The organism is Streptomyces sp. NPDC002790, from assembly GCF_040295505.1.
In the GTDB taxonomy this organism is placed as follows: Bacteria; Actinomycetota; Actinomycetes; order Streptomycetales; family Streptomycetaceae; genus Streptomyces.
Map to the genome: position 1 here is coordinate 1 of NZ_JBEOVM010000035.1, position 23,616 is coordinate 23,616.

The following is a 23,616-nucleotide window of genomic DNA, read 5'->3' on the forward strand; positions in this document are numbered from 1 at the left end:
AGGGACTCGCCGCGGGCGGCGAGTTCGCCGGAGCGGTCCTGTTCTCCTCCGAACACGCACCCAAGGGCAAACGCGGCTTCTGGGCGATGTTCCCCTCCCTGGGCGGCGGTGGCGCGATCGTCCTCGCCAACGCCACGTTCTTCCTGACCTCGATCCTGATGAGCGAGGACACCTTCATCAGTTGGGGCTGGCGGGTCCCGTTCCTCGCCAGCTTCCTGCTCGTGCTCTTCGGACTGTGGGTACGGCTGCGCATCGCGGAGACTCCGGTCTTCAAGAAGCAACAGGCCGACTCCTCCGGCACGTCCAAGATGCCGTTCGCTGAAGCGTTCCGGAACCAGCCGCTCCAGGTGCTGTTGGCGACGGGCACGGCGATGACGTGCTTCGCCTTCACCTACATCGGCGGTACCTACCTCGTCAGCTACGGCACATCCCAGCTGGGCCTGAAGGGCGCCTACGTCCTGGGCATCACGGTGATCGGCGGAGTGGCGATCTCCGCCGGAGTCATACTCGGCGCCGTGCTCTCCGACAGGCTGGGTCGGCGCGTGGTCATGATCTGGGCGACCGCCGCGGCGGTCGTGTGGGCGATCGTGCTCTTCCCAATCCTCGACCTGGGCTCGCGGACGGTCTTCGCCATCGGCGTGATCGTCACCATGTTCATCTCCGGGCTCGGCCGCGGCCCCCAGGGGGCATTCCTGTCCGAGCTCTTCCACACCCGCTACCGCTACACGGCCGTAGGCCTCAGCTATGCCCTCGCCGGGATGATCGGCGGAGGTGTGCCGCCCCTCGTCGCCGCGTCGATCATCGGCTCGCTCGGCAGCTTCGCGTTCGGCCTGATCCTGGCCGCCACCTGTGCGGTGGGGCTGGTCTGCGTCCTCCTGGTCGGCGAGACCAGGCAGGTCGACCTGGACAACACAGCGCCGGACGCGCCGAGTCCCGTCCTCGACAATGCCGGCAACGTCGGCACCAGGAAGTGAGCCACCATGTCTGCGCACTCGGCCGCTGATCCCCATTCGGCCTCGGCAAGCCCTACCTTCGTACTTCTCCACGGAGGCCGCCACGGCGGCTGGTGCTGGAAGCACGTGGCCTCCGCACTGCGGCAGAAGGGACTGGTCGTACACACACCAACACTGACCGGTCTCGGCGAACGCTCGCACCTGCTGACTCCGGACATCGGCCTGGACGTCCACGTACAGGACGTCGTGGCCACCTTCGAGTTCGAGGACATCAAGGACGCGATTCTCGTGGCGCACAGCTACGGCGGCATCGTCGCGAGCGGTGCCATGGACCGGATCGCCGACCGCGTCAGAAGGATCGTCTTCCTCGACGCGCACCTTCCACGGACCGGGGAGTCGCACAGCGACCTGGTCGGCCCGGCCCGTGCCGCGGAACACGTCGCCATGGCCGAGCGTGGCGGCGAAGGCTGGTACATCCCGCCGTCCGACGCTTCCTGGTATGGCGTCACCGACCCCGAGGACGCCGCGTGGGTCAACAGCCGCACCACGGCTCAGCCGTTGAAGACCTACCAGGACCCGGTGGGCAGTACGGACCGTGCCTGGAGCCACCCGGGCATGTTCATCGAATGCGAGCCGTCCTCGCTGCAGCCGCACATCCTCGACAGGGCCCGAAAGCGTCACGCCGAGGACCCCTCGTTTCCGTACCACCGTCTTCAGGCGACCCACGACGCCATGGTGACGGCCCCGGACGAGGTGACCCGACTGCTCCTTGCGGCGATCAATCCCTGAGGAAGCCGCCACCGGGCGTCACTTCGCGGCCCGCACCAGATGGATGCAGTGGTCCCAGTCCCAATACGGTCCGGGATCAGTGATGTCGTAGCGCGTACTGATGTCCGCGGCGAGTCGTGCCGAGGCGCGATAAGCGGCCTCGGTGAACCAGTGGTCGGGGTCGTCGACGAAACCCTCGCGCTCGATGCAGACGCTCCTCGCGTTCCATTCCCAATTGCCGGCGTGGAACGCGGATGGGGCCTCGTCGAGCCGGGACTGCATGACGTGGACCACGATCCGGTCTATCCGTTGGTCGTTAGGACGGTCGGCAGAGCGGCAGCTGGAGTCAGAGGCGGCTATCCAGTCGGCGGGTGGCTGGCCCACATCAGGAAGACGCCGTCCTGTACTCCCCCGTGGACGCTGTAGCGGTCTGTCCCTCCGGCTGCTGCGCCGTCATGTCGAGCAGAGACATCGCATCGTGGTCCGGGGTCCCCGGCTCGGCCGTGTACGCCCCGAGCCGCTGCCCCGGCGTGCCTTCGAGGTGCATGCTCTGGGAGCTCAGGGTGAGCTCGCCCACCTGGGGGTGGTGGAACGTCTTCTGGGTCTTCTTGCGGCCGACGACCTCGTAGCGTTCCCAGAGCTTCGCGAAGTCGGGGCTCTTGAGCAGGAGTTCACCGACGAGGTGGGTGAGATCAGGCGCGTCGGGGTTGGTGCCGGCCTGTGCGCGCAGACCGGCGACGCAGACGCGGACCTGGGTCTCCCAGTCGGGGAACAGCTCGCGTGCGGTGGGGTGGAGGAACAGGTAGCGGGCGAGGTTGCGCTGCTTGACGGGCCAGTCGGCGAGGCCCGCGTACAGGGCCAGGCCGGCAGGGTTCCAGGCGAGGAAGTCCATGCTGCGGCTGACGATGTAGGCCGGGTTCGGCCGCATGCTCTCCAGCAGCAGCTTGAGGTGCGGACGGACGGTCCGGCTCGGGGGCGGCGGAGGTTCGGGGGCGTACCGTGCGGCGCGGGCGACGAGCTCTCTCAGGTGGTGGTCCTCGTCGTCGTCGAGCTGTAGCGCCCGGGCGAGCGCCTCGACGACGCCGGGGCTGGGTCGCGTCTCCTTGCCGCGCTCGAGGCGGGTGTAGTAATCGATGCTGACCCCGGCCAGCGTGGCCAGCTCTTCACGACGCAGGCCTGGGGTACGGCGTACGCCGGGTCCTGGTGTGAGGCCGACGGACTCGGGACTCGTATGGGTGCGGCGGGCTCGCAGGAAGCGGCCCAGCTCGTCACCGCTGGTGTGCTGCTCGGGTGTCATACATCCAGTCTCACCGCGTCGCCGACCTGGCGGAATCGATGAAGGGGGCCCTGTCATACCCCCCGCTGCACTCCCCCCGGAACGGCTCGGCCTGCCTCTATGACGCGCGAAGCGGCACGGTGGATGACATCAAAGCAACGATCCACCTGCACCAGGAGCACCCCGCCGTGTCCATGCCCCTCACTACGACCGTCGCCGAAGCGGACCGGGCCGCCGCACCACGGCGTCGCCCGGGATCCGCAGCGGCTTTGGGGGCCGCGCTTCTGGGATTCACCGTCATCACCCTGGACGCCTTGGTCGTCAACGTCGCCCTGCCCTCCATCCGGGACAGCCTCGGCGGCGACATCACGGGACTGCAGTGGGTGATCGACGGTTACACCCTGATGTTCGCGGCTCTGCTGTTGTCGGCGGGCTCGCTCACCGACCGGCTCGGGGCACGTCGCATCTTCGGGGTGGGCCTGGCCCTCTTCGTGGTGGCCTCCGCCGCGTGCGGCCTGGCACCCAACCTGGGCACCTTGATCGTCGCGCGGCTCGTGCAGGGTGCCGGCGCGGCCGTGATCGTGCCGTCCTCACTGACGCTCATCCGGGAAGCGTTCCCCGACCCGCCAAGGCGGGCGAAGGCGATCTCCATCTGGGCGCTGGGCGGTTCGATCGGATCGGCGGCGGGGCCGGTCGCCGGTGGCTTCCTCAGCCAGGTCGACTGGCGGCTGATCTTCTTCGTCAACCTGCCCATCGGCTTGATCGCCCTGTTCCTGCTGACGCGCGTGAACAGGTCGCCGCGCACCGAGCAGGTTCCGTTCGACTGGACGGGACAGCTCTCCGCCGTGGTGGCGATGGGTGCGCTCACGTTCGCCGCGATCGAGGCCGGTGGCGAGGGCTTCACCGCTTTGCCGGTGGTCGTCGCGTCCGTCCTCACAGTACTCGCCGCGGTGGTGTTCCTCCTGTCTCAGGCGCGTGGTCGGCATCCCATGGTCGGGCTGACGCTGCTGCGTGAGCGCACCATGATGATCTCGGCAGCGATCGGCTTCGCCCTGAACATCGGCTTCTACGGCATGATCTTCCTGCTCAGCATCTACCTGCAGCAGGCCAAGGGAATGTCCGCCCTGACCACGGGGCTCGCGTTCGTGCCGACGACACTGCTCACCGGTTTCGTCGGTCCGACGGCCGCATGGTTCGCAGGCCGCTTCGGTCCCCGTATGCCGGTGATCGCCGGACAGGTGGCCATGGTGGCCGGCCTGATACTGCTGGCGTTCATGCCCGCTTCCGCACCTACGTGGCTGATGATCATCGCCATGATTCCGGTCGGCACCGGCGGTTCGCTGGCTGTTCCGGCCCTGACCTCGATGCTGCTCAATCATGTGTCGGCCCGCCAGTCCGGCACGGCGAGCGGCGTGCTGAACACCTCCCGCCAAGTCGGGGGCGCGCTCGCCGTCGCGATCTTCGGTGCGCTGATCGCCGGGCCCGGCCGGCTCACGCGGGGCCTTGAGACCAGCATGCTCATCGCGGCCGGGGCGGTCCTCCTCACCACCGCGGCGAGTTTCCTGCTCCGGCCCGCAGCACACTCGTAGCCCCAGGGAGCGCAGCCGATGCCGCACTCTCCCACCCTCAACTCACCAGCACAGTAAAGGAATTCCACTCATGCAGACCGTCACCCTCAACAACGGCGTACAGATGCCGCTCCTCGGCTTCGGCGTGTTCCAGATCCCCGCCGAGGACACCGAGCGCGCCGTCTCCGAGGCGCTGGCCGCCGGCTACCGCCTCCTCGACACGGCTGCCGCCTACGGCAACGAAGAGGCCGTGGGCCGCGCCATCAAGTCCAGCGGCATCCCGCGCGAGGAGCTGTTCGTCACCACCAAGCTGTGGGTGCAGGACGCCCCCGCCGAGAACAACACCCGGCGTGCCATCGAGACGTCCCTGACCAAGCTGGGCCTGGACCACCTCGACCTCTACCTGATGCACCAGCCCTACGGTGATGTCTACGGTCAGTGGCGCGCCATGGAGTCCGCCCACCACGAGGGCCTCACCAGGGCGATCGGCGTCTCCAACTTCTACCCCGACCGTCTCCTGGATCTCATCATCAACAACGAGATCACCCCGCAGGTCAACCAGATCGAGACGCACCCGTTCTTCCAGCGCGCCGACTACCAGGCGCTGATGGGCGAGCACGGCGTTCAGATCATGTCCTGGGGAGGCTTCGCCGAAGGCAAGAACGACATGTTCACCAACCCGATCCTCGCCGGGATCGGCAAGGAGTACGACAAGTCGGTCGCCCAGGTCGTGCTGCGCTGGCTGACCCAGCGCGGCGTCATCGCCATCCCCAAGTCCGTGCGCGCCGAGCGCATGGCGGAGAACCTCGACGTCTTCGACTTCGAGCTCACCGACGAGCAGCTGGCCGAGATCTCCTCCCTCGACGCCGGGGCATCGCTGTTCTTCGACCACCACGACCCCAAGATGGTCGCCTGGCTCGCGGCTCGCCGCCTCGACGCCTGACACACCGGCCGGCGACGACCGACCGCACTTCTGTCTCGCGCGCGGATGCCACACCTCTCCACACGACAGGCACCCGCGCGCCTGGCCCCCATCCCGGCCGTACGCACGACGGCACCCACATCATGACCAGGGGTTCACCATGTCTCAGACTCAGCAGATCACCAATGTGCTCATTGTCGGCGCGACCGGCAGCATCGGCCGGCTCGCTGTCGAGGCCGCACAGCGACACGGCCTGCACCCACTCGCACTGGTCCGCGACGTGCGGCGCGCCGAGCGCATGCTCCCCGGCGTAGAACTCGTGAAGGGAGACCTCGAAGATCCCGCCTCGCTGCGCCGAGCGGTCGAGGGCGCCGACGCGATCATCCTCACTCACGGTTCCGGAGGCGACCCGCGCCCCGACGCCCGGGCACACATCGACTACGGCGGCGTCCGCAACATCCTCCAGGCGCTCGACGGTGCGCGACCCCGCGTGGCCCTGATGACCAGCGTCTACGCCACCCGCACCGACGTACCCGGCGCAAACCCCTGGAAGCGTCGATCCGAACGTCTCCTGCGAGCCAGCGGACTGCCCTACACGATCGTGCGCCCCGGCTGGTTCGACCACGCCGACCCCACCCAGCGTCACCTCGTCCTGGAGCAGGGCGGAACGCTGGACGGCGGCATCGCCCGCGAACAGATCGCCGAGACACTCATCCGCGGCCTGCTGACCGACTCCGCGCTGGGCAAGACGTTCGAACTCGTCGCCACCGAAGGGGCGGAGCAGTCGGACTGGTCCGAGCTCTTCGGCGGACTCAAGGCAGATCAGGTCGGCTCGTTGGACGGCGCCCTGGACCCGAGCGACCTCCCCGTCGCGTCCGAGCCGTCGGACCTGCGCGAGGACCTCGAGGCCGTACGTTCCCGTCTCGGGGACGCCCGTTGACTGCGGGCGGTCCCGAGAGCGGAGAACGGATCCTGCTGGCCTACTTCTCCCGTCCTGGCGAGAACTACTCGTACGGCGGGCGCGCCATCCTCACGACCGGCAGCACCGAGATCCTGGCCCGGATGATCAGCGAGCGCGTCGAGTGCGACGTTCACCGCATCGAGGCCTGCGACCACTACCCCGGCGACTACGACGCGACGGTCGCCCGCAACGTACGTGAACAGAACGCCAACGCACGGCCGGCCATCGCCAACCTGCCGACGTCACTGGCGGGCTACGACACGGTGCTGCTGGGCAGCCCCATCTGGAACGTCAGGCCGCCGATGGTCATGAAGACCTTTGCCGAGACATTCGACTTCCGCGGCAAGCGAGTCTTCCCCTTCACAACGCACGCCATGAGCGGCCTCGGCACCACAGAGCGCGACTACGCGTCGTCCTGCCCCGGCGCGACCATCGGCGAGGGCCTCGCGGTCCGCGGCGAGGAAGTCCGGGAGGCCGGCGCCGCGGTGCAGTCGTGGCTCCGGCGCATCGGCCTTCTGCCGGCCTGAACGAGCGCTCCACAGACGTACACACCGCAATTCTCCAGGAAAGGCAGTACAGCGATGACGCAGGAACCCACCAGGGCTCAGCAGCTGCTCGGCGAACTGGCCCCGAAGATGGTCCAGTTGACGGACGATGTGCTTTTCGGTGACATCTGGAAGCGCGAGGGCCTGTCCCCCCGGGACCGCAGTTTGATCACGGTCGCCGTGCTGGCCGCCACGTCCCGCCCTGACCAGCTCAACAGCCACCTTCGCCTGGCGCTGGAGAACGGACTGTCCCAGGACGAACTCGTCGAGGCACTCACCCATGTTGCCTTCTACGCCGGCTGGCCCAGCGGGATGGGCGCACTGGTGCAGCTCAAGGCCATCCTCGGCGAGAACACGGAATAGCGGGGAGGCAGGGCGGCATGGGGTATCTGACGAAGAAGCCGACACCGCGCGCTAGCGGCGATGAACGCGAGACCCGGTTCACCTTCGACGCCATCGGCAGTCACTGGCAGATAGACACGGACGAGCCCCTGAGTACGAGTCTGCGCACCTGCATCTTCGATCGCGCCGAGCACTTCGACGCGACGTACTCCCGCTTCCGCCCGGACTCCCTGGTGTCCCGGATCGCCGCCGCCACTGACGGCGGCGCGTTCGACTTCCCGGAGGACTCGCTTCACCTCTTCGATCTCTACGATCGCTTGTATGCCGCGACCGGTGGGGCGGTGGACCCACTCGTCGGGCGCGACCTGGAGCTGCTGGGCTACGACCCGACGTACTCGCTCGCGCCCGCACCCGACACGGCCCGCCGCGCGGAACACGCCCGTGGCCGTGCCACCTGGGCCGCCGACGTTGTCCGCGACGGCACGACGCTCGTCACCCGGCGCCCTCTCGTGATCGACGTCGGGGCCGCGGGCAAGGGGTACCTGGTGGACCGTCTCTCCGGAATCCTCCGCGAGGCCGGACACACCGGGTTCGTCGTGGACGGGAGCGGAGACCTTTTCCACAACGGTGAGCACGCCATCCGCGTCGGCCTGGAGCACCCCTACGACCAGAAGCAGGTGATCGGCGTCGCGAGCCTGCACGGCCAGGCAATGTGCGCGTCCGGGACCACGCGGCGGACCTGGGGAGAAGGACTGCACCACGTGCTGGACGCACGCACCGGTGTCCCCGTCGACAAGATGGTCGCCACGTGGGTCGTGGCCGAGGACACTGCGCTCGCGGACGGTCTGGCAACGGCGCTGTTCTTCACCGAAGCGCAGCGTCTGGCAGACGACTTCCGGTTCACCTACGTGCGCATGTACAGCGACGGGCGAGCCGAGCACTCGCCCGACTTCGTCGGCGAAATCTTCACCTGAGAAGCATCCGTACGGGGCTCACGAAGGACGGGAAACGAGAAACCATGTCGCCCTTGAGCAAGAAGATCACCACTGCCCTCGTCGGTGTGTCGGTCACCACCGTCATGGCCGGCTGCACGGACTCCGGTGCAAGCACGCCGAGTTCACCCTCCGACGCGAACGCGAACCCGTCACCCTCCGGTCGCTCCGCGAACGGCGGGCCGTACAAGGACGGCGAGTACGAAGTGAACGGTGAGTACGGCACCCGAGGGTCCAGCATCGGCGTGGCGCTCACGCTCCAGGACGAGGACATCACGGCGGTCGACGTGACCCCTCACGCGACCGACGAGACCTCGCTCGGCCTGCAACGACGCTTCGCCAAGGCGGTTCCCGCCCTCGTCGTCGGCAAGGACATCGATGACCTCAACCTGGACCGCGTCGCGGGGAACAGCCACACGCCGGACGGCTTCAAAGACGCCATCGACAAGATCAAGGCGGAGGCCTCCAGGTAGGGCTTGGATCCTTTGGCAGCTCGCCCCCGCCCGAGCGGGGGTCTATTGACACGCCTTCACGCAGACACCTAGCGTGAGCCCAATCGATCGCAAAGACGATATAGAGTTCGTATATACACACTCACTTGCTGCATGGTCGGCCCGACCTCGGAACGGCGCCGGCACGGGAGACAGCTATGCGAGCCGCATCACCGCCGCATCCGTCGGCTCTGGGCTGGTTAACGGGAGCCCGAAACAACCCGGCCCGAACCGACAGACGCGTACTTCTGCTGTGACCGCTCCGGGCACCGCGTCCCGGCGCCCGGCCGGCTCACGTATGGCCAACGGGCGGGCGTGCCCGCGGTGTGGAGAACCCGCACTCCACCAATCACCGTAAGGACCTCACTGCCATGCCCCAGAGCCCCGCTCCCCGGCCAGAAGCATCGTCCGGCCGGGACCTGGCCGCCGATCTCGCCGACTTCGCAGCGCGCATCGACGTTGCCCGCCTCGATCCCCTCGTGGTCGAGGCGGTACAAGCGAACATCCTCGACACACTCTCGTGCGCCGTCGCCGGCTCTACGGCGCCGGCCATCGACGTCGTCCACTCCCTGGTGAAGGAGTGGGGCGGCGCGCCACAGGCAGATGTGTGGGTGCACGGAGGCAAGGTTCCCGCCCATCACGCCGCCTGGCTGAACAGCGCCATGGCCCACGCCAGGGACTACGACGACACGCATGACGCGGCGATCCTGCACGCGGGGATCTCGTGCGTGCCCAGCGCACTCGCCGCCGGACAGCTCAACCCGGAAGCCACGGGCGCCGATCTGCTCGCGGCCGTCGCCGCGGGTCTCGAGACGATGTGCCGCCTCGGCACGGCCATCGAGGTCGACATCGTCGCCAGCGGCTTCATCTACTCCGCGCTGCTGGGCTACTTCGGTGCCACCGCAGCCGCCGGCCGCATGCTCAAGCTGACGCCGGAACAGATGTGGGACGCCTTCGGCATCGTCTTCAGCTCCGTGGCCGGCAACCACCAGGTGTCACGCGACGCCTCTCTGATGAAGCGCATGCAGCCGGGCCTCGCCGCACAGGCCGGTGTCGTCGCCGCGCAGCTCGCGCAGAGGGGCATCCGCGGAGTGCGCAACGTGTTCGACGGTGCCGACGGGTTCTCCCGTATCTACCTGCAGGGGCGCCTCGACAACGACGTCGCGCGGGCGGACCTCGGCGAGCGCTTCGAACTCCTCAACCTCAGCTACAAACCGTACCCGTGCTGCCGCGACACCCACTCGGCCATCGACGCCGTCCTCGACGTCCGCGAGCGCATGCCGCGCCCCTCGTCGGACATCCGGTCCATCCGCGTCGGTGTCACGGCTCCCGGTTACCAGATGGTGTGCACTCCGGAGGCTGTGCGCGCGGCGCCGCAGACCATCGTCGAGGCCCAGTTCAGCATTCCCTACGCTGTCGCCGCGGCCTGGATCGATGGCGGGGTGCGCCTGGAGCACTTCACTGACGACGGAGTACGTCGCAAGGACATCCTCGAACTCGCCGCGAAGGTCACGCCGTTCGTGGACGAAGGCATCGACCGCGACTGGCGCCGGTTCGTCACTCCTGCCGCGGTGAGTGTCGAGTTCACCGACGGGCAGAGCGCACACGCCCGTGTCGACTACGCCAAGGGCCACCCGAAGAGCCCCATGTCGACGGCCGAGGTGACGGGGAAGGCCGAGAACTGCGCCGCCCTGGCCGCGCAGCCGCTCACCGACGCGCTGCCCGAGCAGCTGCTCGCCACGACAGGACGACTCGTGACGCTCCCCGATCTCAACGCTCTGACCTCGCTGCTGGCGCCTCGCCGCCGCGACAGCTGAGAAGCGGGCCGCGAGGCCCGAACTGCCAGTGCCCTACTGACTTTTCATCGACCATGGAGGTTCACGCATGACCGTCAGCGCGAGTGGGAGTCCCGGGCTGGCCCGCGAGGTGACCACAGAGGTCTCCGTCCATGCCCTGCGCTATTCCCGTCGCCCCGACTGCATGGCCAGCCAAGCGTTCTACCGTCACGACCTGTACGGCGAGCCGGACCGGGCAGTAGGGATCGACTACTTCTTCTGGCTGGTGCGGACGAGTTCCCACACCATCCTCGTGGACTGCGGATTCAGTGCGGAAACCGCGGCCGTGCGCAATCGACACCTCGACACGGCCGCCGAGGATCTGCTTGCGCGTATGGGCACTTCGGTGGCGGACGTGGACCACGTCGTGCTGACACACATGCACTTCGACCACGTCGGAAACACCGACCTCTTCCCCAACGCCGTCTTTCACATGGCGCGCTCCGAGTTCGAGTACTGGACGGGCCCGCATCGCGAACTACCCGCATTCTCCTGGCCGGTGGAACCGTCGGAAATCAGGGCGCTGGAGCACCTGCACCAACAAGGACGACTGAAGTTGCTCCACGACGGGAGAACACTCGCCGCCGGAGTGGAAGTGACGCGCTTCCCGGGCCACACACCCGGCCAGCTCGTCACTCACGTGTCTGCCGGTGAACGCCAGATCGTCCTGGCATCGGACGCCTTGCACTACTACGACGAGATGGACAAGTCCCGGCCGTTCTTCCTGTTCACCGACCTCGGGCAGCTCCTGGACAGCTACCAGCTGTTGTACGACCTCGATGCACGCCCGGACATCGACGTCGTCGCCGGGCACGATTCTGCCGTTGCCACGATGTACGCCGAGGTGCAGCCGGACTGTTTCGACCTGCTTCAGCCACTGCCCGAACACCGGGGCGCCCTCCAGCCCTGAGGTGTCCGACAGGTACGACCACGTCCGTCGTTCCCGAGGGGGGCCGTGTGACTCCCCCGCAGATCTCGACCTGCCTGTTTCGGACTCACAGGGCCACGCTTATGTAGTCGGCGTTCGTCGTCACGCTCTCAGCGAGGGCGCGAGGAGCGGGCGAGTCACGCAACCCGCGAGTGAGGGATCAGCACACATGAAGCACATCAAGCTGGGCGACCTCGACGTCTCCCGGATCGGTCTGGGCGCGATGGGCATGTCCCACGGCTACACCGACTCCGGGACGGACGAGGAGGAGTCCGTCCGCACCCTTCACCGGGCGCTTGAGCTGGGTGTCACCCACATCGACACCGCCGAGATCTACGGCCCGTACGTCAATGAGGAGCTGCTCGGCCGTGCGCTGAAGGGGCGGCGCGACGAGGTGGTCCTGGCGACGAAGTTCGGCATGGTGTCGCACTCCGGTGCCGGTGCGTGGAACCTGGACTCGGGCCCCGCCAACATCCGCACGGCGGTCGAGGGCTCCCTGAAGCGCCTGGGCACCGACCACATCGACCTGTACTACCAGCACCGCGTCGACCCGAACACACCCATCGAGGAGACTGCGGGCGCCGTGGCGGAGCTGATCGCCGAGGGCAAGGTCCTGCACTTCGGTCTGTCCGAGGCCGGGCCCGACACCATCCGCCGCGCGCACGGTGTCCAACCGGTCACGGCCGTGCAGTCCGAGTACTCACTGTGGACCCGCGGCCTCGAGGACCGCGTCCTGCCCGCCCTGCGCGAGCTGGGCATCGGCCTGGTGCCCTTCTCCCCGCTCGGCCACGGCTTCCTCACCGGCACCGTCCGCTCGGAGGCCGACTTCAAGCCCGGCGACTTCCGCCACGGCAACCCGCGTTTCACCGGCGAGAACTTCCAGCGCAACCTGGCGCTCGCCGACGAGGTCCAGGCGATCGCCACCGACGCGGGTGTCACACCCGCCCAGGTCGCTCTCGCCTGGCTGCTCGCCCAGGGCGACGACATCGCCCCGATCCCGGGCACCAAGCGGGTCCACCGCGTCGAGGAGAACACCGCCGCCGACGCCGTACAGCTGACCTCCGAGCAGCTCGACAAGCTCAGCAGCCTGCCCCCGGCCGCAGGCGACACCCACACAGAGGCGGGCCGCAGCATGCTGGAGCGCTGACCGGCCCCGCCTCCAACCTCGAACATTCACCCATCTGGCGGAGGGTGCCGGACGTCGACACCGACCGCCGCAAGCGCCACCAGCAAGGACCTGTCATGCGAGCAACACTCATCTACGGTGCCGGCGACGTACGCGTGGAGAACGTGCCCGACCCGGTCGTCAAGAACCCGACGGACGCCGTGGTGCGCGTGGTCCGCTCGTGTGTCTGCGGCAGCGACCTGTGGCCGTACGGCTCCAAGCCGCAAGGCGAGCACGGCGACCGGATCGGGCACGAGTTCCTCGGCGTCGTCGAGGACACCGGCTCGGACGTCTCCGGGTTCTCTCGCGGCGATGTGGTCGTCGCCCCGTTCGTGTGGTCGGACAACACGTGCGACTTCTGCCGCGAGGGGCTGCAGACCTCCTGCCGCCACGGCGGCATGTGGGCAGCCGGAGACGTCGACGGCGGCCAGGGCGAGGCCGTACGTGTCCCGCAGGCCGACGGCACACTCGTGAAGCTGCCGGTGGCCGAGGACTCGCCGCTCCTCGCCTCGCTCCTCACCCTCTCCGACGTCTTCCCGACGGGATACCACTGCGCCCGCAGCGCCGGTGTGGACGCCCGGACCACCGTCACCGTCATCGGCGACGGAGCGGTGGGCCTCAGCGCGGTGATGTCCGCCAAGCGCCTGGGCGCCGAGCGCATCATCCTGATGGGCCGCCACAAGGAACGCACCAACCTGGGCCGTGAGTTCGGCGCCACCGATGTCGTCGCCGAGCGCGGCGAGGAGGGCATCGAGCGGGTCCGTGACCTGACCGGTGGCGACGGCACCCACACTGTCCTGGAGTGTGTCGGCCTGGAGCAGGCCATGGACACGGCCCTCGGTGTCGTACGCGCCGGTGGCACCATCTCGCGCGTCGGCGCGCCCCAGTACGGTCAAGTCCCCATGGGCTTCCCGTCGTTCCTGAGCAACATCACCCTCACCGGCGGTGTCGCCCCTGCCCGCGCCTACATCGAGGAGCTCCTCCCCGACGTACTGGAGGGCAAGCTCGAACCCGGACGGGTCTTCGACCGCACGGTGAACCTGGACGGCGTGGCCGACGGGTACCAGGCCATGGCCGACCGCACGGCCTTGAAGGTCCTCATCCAGCCGTAACCGCCCCACCCGCCTGGGAAAGAGAGTCACTCCCCATGCCCACCTGGTTCATCACCGGATGCTCCACCGGCCTCGGTCGGGCCCTCGCCACGGCCGTCCTGGACCGCGGCTGGAACGCCGTCGTCACCGCGCGCAGCGTCGACAAGGTGCAGGACATCGCCGACGCACACCCCGGGACCGCTCTCGCCCTGGCCCTCGACGTCACCGACAACGCCCAGGTCACCGAGGCGGTCGAGCAGGCCACAGCTCGCTTCGGATCGATCGACGTTCTCGTCAACAACGCCGGGCACGGCTACCGCTCCGCCGTCGAGGAAGCCGACGACGCGGAGGTCACGACCCTCTTCGCTACGAACTTCCACGGACCGGTCACGCTGATCAAGGCAGTTCTTCCAGCCATGCGGGCGCGCCGCGAAGGCGCGATCGTCAACGTCTCCTCCATCGCCGGGCAGTACTCCGCGCCCGGATCCGGTTACTACTCCGCCACCAAGTTCGCGCTGGAGGGGATGTCCGACGCACTGCGCAAGGAGGTCGGCCCGCTCGGCATCAAGGTCCTCGTCGTCGAACCGGGCGCCTTCCGCACCGACTTCGCGGGACGCTCGCTCCAACAGTCCCCCACCGCCATCGCGGACTACGCCGAGACGGCCTGAAGTTCCCCCATGACCGTGGGCAGCGGGTACTTATGCTGCGGGGGTGAAGTCGTGTTGCAGTCGGACGCGTGTCTCGAGTGGGGTGATGTACCCGAACTCGGGGTGTTGACGAAGTCTGCTGCGGTTGTACTCGACCTCGATAAAGCGGAAGTCGGCTCGCGGGTCTCCCAGACGGCGGTACCAATCTCCGCCTTGAGGGGACACCACCAGGATTCCCGTAGTGACCGGTGAGCTGGAGCTTCTCGCCTCGATGCTGCGGCAACCGGATCCGCGGATAAGCCCGCTACTCAGGCAGCGGGCGGTCCTGGACGACGTTCTTCATGACGAGGGTCGAGGTCAGGCGCTGGACTCCGGGCAGTCGGGCGAGTTGCTCGTCGTAGAGCTGCTGGAAGGCGGCAAGGTCGGCGGTGGCGACACGGAGCAGGTAGTCGGGTTCGCCGAACAGGCGCTGCGCCTGGATCACGTGCGGGACAGCGCTCACGGCCTCTTCGAAGGTCGTGACGGTGTCGGGGTCCTCCCAGCGCAGAGTGGCGAAGACGACAGCCTCGAAGTTCAGGCCGACGGCCGCCGGGTCCACCACCGCCCGGTAGCCGCGGATCGCACCCTCGCGTTCGAGATCGCGCAGGCGGCGGTGGCAGGGCGAGACACTGAGCTGCACGCGCGCGGCCAGCTCGGTGACCGTCAAACGGCCGTCCAACTGCAGCTCGGTAAGAATCTTGCGATCTAGGGCATCCATGGAGGAGATTCTCCCCCATATCAAGCGATCGTCAGCGAAATACGCAAACACATTCGGGGAAATTCGACCTAGCCTTCCCTCCTGTAGCAAGAAAGCGAGAGGGACAGGGAACGATCGATGGATACGACGACGCTGATGGCCTTCCTAGCAGTGGACCTGCTTCTGGTGTTCTCCCCCGGCGCGGACTGGGCCTACGCGATCTCGGCCGGACTTCGGGAACGCTCGGTCATACCCGCCGTCGCGGGGCTGGTCGCCGGGCACGCGGCCTATGCGCTGGTGGCCGTTGCGGGCCTGGCGGTGATCGTGGCGAGCTCCCCGGCCGCACTCACTGCCCTGACGGTGGTGGGCGCGGGCTACCTGCTGTGGCTGGGCTGGGGTGTTCTGAGGCAGTCGGCCGGGCCGACAGCCGCGGCAGAGGGCGCGAACGCCTCCCGCGTGCAGGTCATGCTCAAGGGTGCCGGGATCAGCGGCCTGAACCCGAAGGCTCTGCTGCTGTACTTCTCGCTGTTTCCGCAGTTCATCGACACCGTCCGCGGCTGGCCGGTTGCCGCGCAGACCGGGCTGCTCAGCATGGTGCACCTGACCGCGTGCGCCGTCGTCTACTTCACCGTCGGCGTCCTGGCCCGCACGGTCCTGCGGACCCGGCCCTCGGCCGCCCGGGCCGTCACCCGCATCAGCGGTGCCATGATGATCGCCATCGGCGGGCTCCTGCTGGTGGAACGCCTGGTCGGCTGAGGGACCCGTCTCCCGCTCCACCTGACACGGACCCGAAGGAGAGCATGTACGTGCAAGACCACACGCGACAGGAACAAGCGAGCCCCGCGGTCCGCAGGCGAGTCCAGGACAGCTTCGACCGCCAGGGCCTCATGGCCCATCTCGGCGCGCGCCTCGCCCACATCGGCCATGGTCGCGTGCACATCGTGCTCCCGGCCCGCCATGAGGTGACCCAGCAGCACGGCTATATCCACGCAGGCGCCACCAGCGCCATCGCTGACAGCGCCGGCGGCTACGCGGCACTCACCCTGTTCGACGAGGAATCCGAGGTCCTCACCGTCGAATACAAGATCAACCTTCTTGCACCCGCCGCCGGTGACCATCTCGAAGCGATCGGCACCATCCTGAAAGCCGGTCGCACCCTGACTGTGTGCCAACTGGAGGTGTACGGCATCCAGGACGGCGGCGAGCGAAAGCTCGTCGCCAACGGCCAGCAGACGCTGATCCGCGTGAACAGGCCCGCCACATGAGCCCGCAGCCGTCTTCCCTGTCCCTGCCATCGTGGCTGACGTGGTGGCAGCGCCCCTTCCCCGACGCCAACACGTTCCTGCTGCCCGGAAGGCAACCAGCCCTGATCGACAGCGGGTTCGTCGGGCACGCGGAGGAGACCACAGCCTGGGCTCGTACGCGCGCCGGGGACATCGCCCTGGTCGTGAACACCCACTGGCACTCCGACCACGTCGGCGGCAACGCCCTCCTCCAGGCCAAGGGTGCCGCCATCGCCGCCGGAGCACCGGAGGCCGAGGCGATCGGGCGCCGGGACCCCGGATGCTGCGCGGCCGAGTACCTCGACCAGCCCGTGGCCCCGTACACCGTCGACATGCCGCTCGACGACGGGCAGATCCTGCGCCTCGGGGACACCGACTGGCAGGTCGTCCGCACTCCCGGTCACACCCCGGGCCATCTCGCGCTGTGGCAGCCGGAGGAGCGGCTCCTCGTGGTCGGGGACGCGCTCTCGGACTACGACGTCGGCTGGGTGAACCTCGCCCTCGACGGGCCCGACGCGGCCGCCACCGCACTCGCCTCTCTCAAACGGCTGGCAGAGCTCGCCCCTCGCGTGATCCTCCCCTCCCACGGCCCCATCCCCACCGCACCCGGCCCGTCCCTCGCCGGTGCCGTCCGCCGCGCTCAGCGCCTCGTCGATGACCCCGACGGTGCGGTCTGGTACGGCGCCCGCCGGATCTTCGCGTTCGCCCTGATGATCCGTGACGGCATCCCCGCCGACGCGATCGAGCCTTACCTTCATGCGAGGGCCTGGCTGACCGATGCCGCACGTCTCCTGGGCGTCGCCCCCGAGGTACTCGCCGCAGAACTGGTCACGACCATGCTCGCCAGCGGCTCGATCGTCCTGCGCGACGGGCGCCTGCACGCTGCCGCCGACCACACCTCTGTGGCACCCGAGGCGTTGCGGGTGCCCTATCCGCGCGCCTGGCCGACGACTGAGACTTCCTGACACGCAGTTCGGGCAGGGGCGGCGCGGTTATGCGGTCAGATACAGCGGAGGTATGGGCGAGGCCCGACTTTGTCCCATTCAACCGGTCCTGCGGCCGACAACTCCGCGCCAAGGTTCCGTCTGCTGCGCGCAGCCGCCACGAGCGGCTGTCCACGTCCGCGACGCGCATCGAACCGCGCGCCTTGTATCCCTCATCGTCCGCGAACCGCTCCCATTCGCGTTCAACCTCCCGATGCATCCCGCAACGGCGCCCACCGAAAAGCGACATAACCGGCGAAACGAATCGGAACTGGGGTCAAGAATTCGCATGGCCACACACCCCGGCCGCCAGCCAAGGGGCCGCCGCTCCCACCGCGCTCCCGACCCCAGCCCTCATGGGAGCAACCCCCACCAGCACGAAGAGCGCCAGCCCATAACCAGAACTCGACCCGATCGACGGGAAAACGGCCCCGCCCGGGGGCCACAAACCGGGCTCGGATGTGAACGCACGCGCAAGGAATCGAATATGAGCGCAGCAGCCCGAGTGGGAGCAGGGAGGGAGCAAACAGACAAGGGGACACGGGGAGCATGGGAGCAACAGAAAAAGGGCCGTTCGAAAACGGCCCTTCACCTGCGACGTTCGATCGTTCGAACTTGTCGGGACGACAGGATTTGAACCTGCGACCCCTTGACCCCCAGTCAAGTGCGTCCACTCCCAAGCGAGTTCTTGAATTCCACCGTGCGCCGTTGCGAGATGTTCGTGGCACCTGAGCGGCAGTTCACGGAACTATGTGCCCGGTGTCCATAGTTCGACGCTCTCTCCGGAGGTTGCTGGCTACTTCCTACGGTACGCACCTTTAACGAGCCGTCAATTCTCGTCTCGTTCTGCAGGCGCCATGAACTGTCGACCGGCATCGCATTCACGAGGAGACGTTGCCGTGCGCCAGGCGCTGTATTCTGACGCTGCCAGCAGTAGGACGCCCCCTGAGTCCCATCGCCTCTACTGGCCAGACCGTCGGCGCAAGCCTTATGCCCGCCAATGTCACTCAGTCCTGCAGCCGCCCCCTCCGGTTTCACAGAGCCGCAGTCAAGTCAGCCGCTAAGGCCAACCTGCGCTGCCAGCCGTCAAGCACGACGTCACGACACGGCACCGTCCTTGGCCCCGGTGCCACCTCCACTCTGCGTGAGGGCCTTCACTCGTCGTCGCCTAATGATCTCGCGCCCGATGTACGTCGCAAACATGATGAACAGCACGTTCTTGAGGAGACCTGGCATGGCGTCCGCCACCCCTTGGAGCAACGGGGTGCTCAGCTTCCAGTGGAAGTAATGCGTACCCGCTGCCACCCAGTAAGTCACGCACAAGGGGCCATAGCTCATCAGACGCAAGATTAGGGATTTTCTACCCAGCCTCGTCTCGTAAAGCGCAAGCCCCGCGCAAAGCACCGTGAACGAGTAGAGCGACGTCATCCACATCCAGGGACTCACGGTCGAATACGTTTCCGCGAACCACCAGAGCGTGGGCCACATGACCGTCAAGAAGACACAGCCCACAAGGAGTAGCAGCACACCGATGCCCCAGAGAACCAGCTTGGGGTTGCGCTCCATGCCGAGCGCAAGTCGTTCAAAATATACGTTCGGGTGGCCCCCCACAGGCGCATCCTTGAGGACAAGACTGTCCCTTACAGACGAGAGGAGTCTTACCTTCGCCTTGAACTCCTCGCGCTCCCTGGACCCTGAGATCTCCAAGTACCGTCGCGTGTCACGCACGAACTCATGAACCGTCTTGTCGTTCAGTACATCCTGCTCGCCAATCGCGATGGATTTGAGCGCCACTCCGTCAGCCTTGGCTTCACGTAGCTGCCGCGTCGCATTGCCCCAGTAGAGCGCCTTCATCTCCGGGTCGTAGACCACACATAAGACAGGAACGTTACTACGACGCCAGTCATCGGCGTGCTTGCGGGTAGAAACTCCGTAGCCCGTGGCCCTTCGGAACGACGTCCCACCCTTTATCTGCACAGCGATCAAATCGCCGGTTCGACGCCCTCCATCCACGAAAGAGACGTAAAGATCTTCGCCGTAATCACTGCCGCCATCGACCTCTTGAACGATGTGCCCATGCCGCTCCAGTAGCGCGCGCGTTTCGTTCACCGCGATACGTTCGACCGCCCTGTTTGCAGGAACCTTCGTCATCGCTATCGCTCCCCCAGTCGCCCACCAGCCACGTCCACAGGACCATACGATCCCCCACCGACATCGGGGGCTGACCAGCATTTTCCCTCCCTCGGCCCTCCAGAGCGGCAAGCCCCAACCCCCTGCCCCAGAAGGAGCACAGTGGAACAGCCAACACGACGAGGCGCATCTGGTAGCCGTGCCTGACGGTCGGAGCAACTGGCACTTGAGGTCAGACAGCTGGATCGTGAGCTGTTCCTGTGCGTGTTGCGGAAATCCCCATTTGGCTGGCGCAGTTGGTCGGGGAGAGGGCCACCATGGTGCTGTCGGAGGTAGGCGAGAGCCTGTTCGATGAGGGGTGTGGCAATTCCGTTCTTCACGAACTCCAGGCGCTTTTTGGCCTCTCTCAGGATTTCTGACCAGGTGCGCACCCAGACTCGGAGCTTGGCATGTGTGTATTGGGTGGGTTCCAGGTACAGCCCTTCAGACTGGTTGGCTTGACGAAGTGACAGCTTGAGCCTGTCCTTGACCGAGCGAACGACGAGGTAGAAGTCCCAGGTCGTTTCGATGTTGGCAAAGCGAGGTTCTTTGAGAACGGCCTGCATGTAGTCGTCAACCTGATGAGCCTCGTTGCGGACTTCGTCAACAGAGCGCGTCTTCAGTCCGATCGCGAGATGCCGCACGCGATCGTTCGCACCCGCATCCTCGGCGGAGCAATCAATGAGTACCGATGTGCCGCCTGCCGTCCCGCACCGTCGTCGACTGCCACCTTCGGCAAATGCGCCGGGTACGTGCCCCCTGATGGCTGGATCGCACACTTGTCGCCGTTTCAACCGAGCCTCACTCTGACCAGGTCAGCTGACGACCACAGGGGGAGCACATGGCGATCTTCGGCAACGACGACCTGTTACGGCAGATCCTTGGGCAGCTCGGGAGAGTCAGCGAAGACCTCTCCGCGCTCAAGCAGCAGGTCGCAGACCAGCAACACGCCATCGATGAGACGCGACGGGACGCCAACACACAGATCGCCAACGGTCTCACTGGAAACCGGGATGCCATCAGCGCCGGGCTCTCCGACAACCGGGCCGTGATCCGCGAGGGCCTCGAAGAAATCAAGGACAGGTTCGGCGACTCACTCACTCGTATCGGCGCCGACCTCGGCACCATCCACGACGGCATCGACCAGCTCAACGCCCCGGCAACCAGTGAATCTGCGCCGGTGGCCGACAGCGCCTCCGCCCCTGCCCCGGAGCCAGACGATAGCCCGAACTTTGAGCCCGCCTCAGAGCCGCGGCCAGCCGCCCTCACCCCCAACTCAGAGGTGCTCCGCGCCGCCGCCGGCATCGCTCACGCCGCCATCCAAGCCCACCGCGACACCTGGGCTTTCCTCGTCCAAATCGCAGGTAATGAACAGCACTTCCACATCCCCGGCAAAGTCGAGGACGACGACGGATTCATCCACGCCCGCATCTCCGGACCAAGCCTCGTGGCCGCAATCACCAGCCTCGGACAAGTCGCCCACACCGCAGACAGCCCGGTGACTCAAGCCATCGCCGACCACATCCACACGAAGATCACCGACGCCGTGCAAGCCATCATCGACAACCCGCGCACCAGCGGCAACGGCACACCAGTCCGCATCGTCATCGACGACCGCGCTCAAGCCGACGAGGCCCCCGACGGCGGCGAAGGCGGCGACCAGTCGAACTCCAAATAATCATGGTGGCGCCTCTGCAGCACGGCAGTTCTCGAGGCGTCCACTACCGTGCGAAGCACCTCAGCCAAGCCGGGAGCGGCTTGTCGTCCGCCCAGTACTGCTGCAACGCATATTTGAAGTTCAGAAGGCCCACCTCGAGCACTGAGTGCAAGATCATCCGGGCGTCTACGGGGCCGTTCGGAAACCCATCGACCCTGGCCAGGCACAGTTCTGTACTCGTTGATCACGCCGCCGAGTATTCGAGTGCGCACAAGCCGGTGCCTGGACGGAGCCTGGTGAACGTGCTGTACACGAACAGCGGGTTGCCGAACTTATCACCGATCAGGAGGACGCGCACTCACAGCGTTCGGCAAGGCACCGATTGGCAACCTGGACGACGCCCTTGATGCGCTCGACCGAGTCGGAGAACTTCGACATCCACGTGAGGGTCGTTCGGTTGTCGGAGACGGAAACCGAACGGTTCTTCTACAGCATGTCGTTGGCGGCCACTCGCAGGTCGATAAACGGAATTTCTGTGTCCAACAAGAGTGCTGTGGCATTCTTGGCCCAGCTCTCGTCCGGGACCGCCCGGCAGATGGCCCATAACCACCGGAGAGTACGCAGCATTGCGCCTGCCGAAAATGTCGTCCATGCAGATCAGGAGCCTGGCCGGTGTGCGGCAGGATGAGCTCTCGTGTTGCTTCGTCTCGCCTATCTGACCGTCACCAACCTGTTCGCCGCACTGCGAATGCTGCCGATGAGCGACCGCGACAAAGACGCAGAGATCCTTGCCCTGCGCCACCAGCTCACCGTCCTCGAGCGGCAGCTCGGAGCAAAACGGGTGAAGCTCGCTCCGCAAGACCGGGCGTTCCTGGCCGCTCTGCTGGCGCCGCTGCCCCGCCAGGTACTGCGCCGGCTGCGGCTACTGGTCCGCCCCGACACCGTGCTGCGCTGGCACCGCGACTTGATCAAGCAGCGCCATGCCCAAACATGCCGGCCGAAGAGACCAGGCCGACCACCCACCATCCGTTCGATCCGCACCCTCGTCCTGCGCCTGGTCCGTGAAAACCCCTCCTGGGGCTACCGCAGGGTGCACGGCGAACTCGCCACCCTCGGCATCAAGATCGCCGCCTCCACCGTCTGGGAGATTCTCACGGCCGAAGGCATCGATCCTGCGCCCGACCGGGCCGCCACCACCTCGGCCGGCTTCCTGCGCTCCCAAGCCGACGCCCTCCTGGCCTGCGACTTCATCGAGACCGTCACCCTGACCGGCCAGCGCCAGTACATCCTCGCCGTCATCGAGCACACCACCCGCCGCGTCCGGATCCTCGGCACCACCGCACACCCCACCGCAGCCTGGGTCACCCAAGCCGCCCGCAATCTGGCCATGGACCTGACGGACGCCAACGCCACCCCCGCGTACCTGATCCGAGACCGGGACGCGAAGTACCCCAGCCTCTTCGACGAAATCCTGAACACCGCCGGCATCCAAGTCGTGCGCACCGGCGTACGGATACCGCGCATGAACGCGGTCATGGAGCGCTGGGTACAGACCTGCCGCCATGAACTACTGGACCGCACCCTCGCCTGGAACGAACGTCACCTACGCCACGCGCTCCGCCAGTTCGAACTGCACTACAACACCCACCGGCCCCACCAAGCGATAGACCAGACAGCACCCCTTCGCGCCATACCCAAACCACTCCCCTACGCACAGATCACCAAGTTGAAGGTACGCCGGAGAGACCGCCTCGGCGGAGTCCTGCACGAATACCAACATGCCGCCTGAACTGCGCGGATGGAGTTTTCGGCAGGCGCAAAGTCCCGTAGTGGGAGCAGACGCGGCAGCGACGCTCAACCCCAGACCACACGACACCCTCGAACGCCGCCGAACTGCTCCCACCCGCGTTCAACCTCTCGATGCAGTCCGCAACGGCCACCACCGAAAAACCGCATACCGCCCGGCCAAAATCGGAACTGGGGTCAACAATTCGCATGCCCCCATAACCCAGCTTCCAGACAAGGGGACACCGCTCCCGACCCCACTCCCACTGGGAGCGGCCCCCACCAGCGTGAAGAGCGCAAGCACATACCCAGAAAGCCACCCATAGGACGGGGAGCCAGGGGTAACAAACTGGGCTCGGATGTGAACACGCGCGCAAGGAATCGAATATGAGCGCAACGGCCCGAGTGGGAGCGAACAGACAAGGGGACAGTGGGAGCCCGCTCCCACTCGCCACGCTCCCATTGGGAGCATGGGAGCAACAGAAAAAGGGCCGTCCGAAAACGGCCCTTCACCTGCGA

23 protein-coding genes are annotated in these 23,616 nt (G+C 66.9%); 19 read left to right on the top strand and 4 right to left on the bottom strand.

Annotation, left to right across the window (positions count from 1 at the left end; all coding sequences use genetic code 11):
* Together ABT004_RS17940 and ABT004_RS17945 are read left to right on the top strand one after the other, a co-directional pair.
* On the top strand, positions 1-974 hold a 974-nt coding region (locus ABT004_RS17940), incomplete at its 5' end, for an MFS transporter (RefSeq protein WP_351337545.1).
* A 6-nt stretch (positions 975-980) separates the two neighbouring features.
* Complete coding sequence (locus tag ABT004_RS17945; protein ID WP_351337548.1) at positions 981-1,742, top strand: alpha/beta fold hydrolase; 762 nt, start codon at positions 981-983, stop codon at positions 1,740-1,742.
* An 18-nt stretch (positions 1,743-1,760) separates the two neighbouring features.
* Here the strand turns inward: ABT004_RS17945 and ABT004_RS17950 are convergent, their stop codons facing one another.
* Both ABT004_RS17950 and ABT004_RS17955 read right to left on the bottom strand, forming a co-directional pair.
* Positions 1,761-2,015 (bottom strand): N-acetylmuramoyl-L-alanine amidase, encoded by a 255-nt coding sequence (locus ABT004_RS17950; RefSeq protein ID WP_351337551.1) that lies wholly within the window; start codon positions 2,013-2,015, stop codon positions 1,761-1,763.
* Positions 2,016-2,106: 91 nt separating this feature from the next.
* Positions 2,107-3,018 (bottom strand): helix-turn-helix transcriptional regulator, encoded by a 912-nt coding sequence (locus ABT004_RS17955; protein ID WP_351337553.1) that lies wholly within the window; start codon positions 3,016-3,018, stop codon positions 2,107-2,109.
* Between the two features lie 173 nt (positions 3,019-3,191).
* Between ABT004_RS17955 and ABT004_RS17960 the strand changes: the two genes are divergently transcribed.
* From ABT004_RS17960 to ABT004_RS18015, 12 genes are all read left to right on the top strand, one after another.
* Entirely contained in the window at positions 3,192-4,586 is a 1,395-nt protein-coding gene (locus ABT004_RS17960) for an MFS transporter (RefSeq protein WP_351337668.1), read from the top strand.
* Between the two features lie 70 nt (positions 4,587-4,656).
* A complete protein-coding gene (locus ABT004_RS17965; RefSeq protein ID WP_351337556.1) occupies positions 4,657-5,508 on the top strand; it encodes an aldo/keto reductase in 852 nt (283 codons plus the stop codon).
* Between the two features lie 139 nt (positions 5,509-5,647).
* Positions 5,648-6,427, top strand: coding sequence for an SDR family oxidoreductase (locus tag ABT004_RS17970; RefSeq protein ID WP_351337557.1), 780 nt, complete (start codon positions 5,648-5,650; stop codon positions 6,425-6,427).
* The gene (locus ABT004_RS17975) at positions 6,424-6,975 is read left to right on the top strand and encodes a flavodoxin (protein WP_351337560.1); all 552 of its coding nucleotides are present in this window, start codon (positions 6,424-6,426) and stop codon (positions 6,973-6,975) included. The genes ABT004_RS17970 and ABT004_RS17975 overlap by 4 nt, the downstream gene beginning before the upstream one ends.
* Positions 6,976-7,029: 54 nt before the next feature.
* A complete protein-coding gene (locus ABT004_RS17980) occupies positions 7,030-7,356 on the top strand; it encodes a carboxymuconolactone decarboxylase family protein (protein WP_351337563.1) in 327 nt (108 codons plus the stop codon).
* A 17-nt stretch (positions 7,357-7,373) separates the two neighbouring features.
* On the top strand, positions 7,374-8,309 hold the full coding sequence (locus ABT004_RS17985) for an FAD:protein FMN transferase (protein ID WP_351337565.1): 936 nt from the start codon (positions 7,374-7,376) through the stop codon (positions 8,307-8,309).
* Positions 8,310-8,362: 53 nt separating this feature from the next.
* Positions 8,363-8,800, top strand: coding sequence for an FMN-binding protein (locus ABT004_RS17990; RefSeq protein ID WP_451187070.1), 438 nt, complete (start codon positions 8,363-8,365; stop codon positions 8,798-8,800).
* Between the two features lie 389 nt (positions 8,801-9,189).
* Entirely contained in the window at positions 9,190-10,635 is a 1,446-nt protein-coding gene (locus ABT004_RS17995; protein WP_351337571.1) for an MmgE/PrpD family protein, read from the top strand.
* A 67-nt stretch (positions 10,636-10,702) separates the two neighbouring features.
* Positions 10,703-11,563: an N-acyl homoserine lactonase family protein gene (locus ABT004_RS18000; RefSeq protein ID WP_351337574.1), complete on the top strand. Its 861-nt coding sequence runs from the start codon at positions 10,703-10,705 to the stop codon at positions 11,561-11,563.
* Between the two features lie 187 nt (positions 11,564-11,750).
* Positions 11,751-12,728 (top strand): aldo/keto reductase, encoded by a 978-nt coding sequence (locus ABT004_RS18005; RefSeq protein ID WP_351337576.1) that lies wholly within the window; start codon positions 11,751-11,753, stop codon positions 12,726-12,728.
* Positions 12,729-12,823: 95 nt separating this feature from the next.
* The gene (locus ABT004_RS18010) at positions 12,824-13,858 is read left to right on the top strand and encodes a zinc-binding dehydrogenase (RefSeq protein WP_351337579.1); all 1,035 of its coding nucleotides are present in this window, start codon (positions 12,824-12,826) and stop codon (positions 13,856-13,858) included.
* A gap of 35 nt (positions 13,859-13,893) precedes the next feature.
* Entirely contained in the window at positions 13,894-14,505 is a 612-nt protein-coding gene (locus tag ABT004_RS18015; protein WP_351337582.1) for an SDR family NAD(P)-dependent oxidoreductase, read from the top strand.
* A gap of 283 nt (positions 14,506-14,788) precedes the next feature.
* On the opposite strand, the gene ABT004_RS18020 is transcribed toward ABT004_RS18015, so the two are convergent.
* A complete protein-coding gene (locus tag ABT004_RS18020) occupies positions 14,789-15,241 on the bottom strand; it encodes an Lrp/AsnC family transcriptional regulator (RefSeq protein WP_351337585.1) in 453 nt (150 codons plus the stop codon).
* Positions 15,242-15,358: 117 nt separating this feature from the next.
* Between ABT004_RS18020 and ABT004_RS18025 the strand changes: the two genes are divergently transcribed.
* The 3 genes from ABT004_RS18025 to ABT004_RS18035 are packed head-to-tail and all read left to right on the top strand — an operon-like array spanning position 15,359 to position 17,468.
* Positions 15,359-15,976, top strand: a complete 618-nt coding sequence (locus tag ABT004_RS18025; protein ID WP_351337588.1) for a LysE family translocator — start codon at positions 15,359-15,361, stop codon at positions 15,974-15,976.
* A 44-nt stretch (positions 15,977-16,020) separates the two neighbouring features.
* Positions 16,021-16,485, top strand: a complete 465-nt coding sequence (locus ABT004_RS18030) for a PaaI family thioesterase (RefSeq protein WP_451187067.1) — start codon at positions 16,021-16,023, stop codon at positions 16,483-16,485.
* Positions 16,482-17,468 (top strand): MBL fold metallo-hydrolase, encoded by a 987-nt coding sequence (locus ABT004_RS18035; protein ID WP_351337591.1) that lies wholly within the window; start codon positions 16,482-16,484, stop codon positions 17,466-17,468. Before ABT004_RS18030 ends, ABT004_RS18035 begins: the two co-directional genes overlap by 4 nt.
* Before the next feature lie 1,116 nt (positions 17,469-18,584).
* Here ABT004_RS18035 and ABT004_RS18040 read toward each other — a convergent pair.
* The gene (locus ABT004_RS18040) at positions 18,585-19,637 is read right to left on the bottom strand and encodes a DUF4365 domain-containing protein (protein WP_351337593.1); all 1,053 of its coding nucleotides are present in this window, start codon (positions 19,635-19,637) and stop codon (positions 18,585-18,587) included.
* Positions 19,638-20,496: 859 nt separating this feature from the next.
* Here ABT004_RS18040 and ABT004_RS18045 point away from each other — a divergent pair.
* Positions 20,497-21,333 (top strand): hypothetical protein, encoded by an 837-nt coding sequence (locus tag ABT004_RS18045; RefSeq protein ID WP_351337596.1) that lies wholly within the window; start codon positions 20,497-20,499, stop codon positions 21,331-21,333.
* A 673-nt stretch (positions 21,334-22,006) separates the two neighbouring features.
* Positions 22,007-23,101, top strand: coding sequence for an integrase core domain-containing protein (locus tag ABT004_RS18050; protein WP_351337598.1), 1,095 nt, complete (start codon positions 22,007-22,009; stop codon positions 23,099-23,101).
* The last annotated feature ends 515 nt before the right edge of the window (positions 23,102-23,616 follow it).